Here is a 782-nt window from a genome sequence, read left to right as displayed (position 1 = left end):
CTTGTAAAGTAAACTCTCTCTTTATCGCTACTTCATATTCATCAAAAGTCATCATTTTTTCCCCCTATTCTTTTATATCCAATTTAAATTTCAAACTCGTTATTATATTTTTATACTCTCTTACATCTTTCATTGGAGAAAAAACTGGATTCTCTGCAATACTTTGTAACATGCTTCGCTTTATAATCTCTTCATTTCTAACTGTTTTAGCACCAAGTGGAAACTCTGCAAACCATTCATCAATCGCATCAAAATAGGAATCCCCATGTAAATGTACACTATTTACTGTAAAGCTCGCCGCACAAACCGCTGCATATTTCCGTAACATTTCTAATGCTCTTTCAAAATTGTCTTGCATACAATATACTTGTGCAGCAGCATAGTATACTTTTAAAGTCATATTGGGATGTAATGTTTCTATTTCATATATATCTATTAACATGAAAGCTCTATTTAAAATTACCTCTACTTTTTCAACGCTTGAGGCATTTACTACTACATAATTCGGTATTGTCGCAACGAGTTGTATTAAATGTTGATACATACTAATTTGCATTACTTCATTCGCCTTTTCAGTATTTCCAAGCATTTGATACGCCTGTGCGATTAGATCTTCCTCTGGAACGTTAGGACGTATCGTTTCGCCAAGCAATTGCAATACTTCATTCGGTTTATTGAGTATAAGATAGCAAGTTGCTTGAAACGATACCGCCTCTTTCACAAGAGAAACATCATCACTTTCTTCCTGAACCCTGCTAAAGAGATTCATTGCTTCTTCTAAC

The 782-nt window shown here is 34.1% G+C and carries 1 pseudogene; it reads right to left on the bottom strand.

The features are described from left to right. Positions 1-64 precede the first annotated feature (64 nt). A pseudogene (locus KI369_RS28180) lies at positions 65-782 on the bottom strand (transcriptional regulator); the annotation flags it as partial.

The sequence above is a fragment of the Bacillus sanguinis genome (assembly GCF_018332475.1).
GTDB lineage: Bacteria > Bacillota > Bacilli > Bacillales > Bacillaceae_G > Bacillus_A > Bacillus_A sanguinis.
Note: the sequence above shows the minus strand (reverse complement) of the source record. Positions and strands in the feature narration are given on the sequence as shown.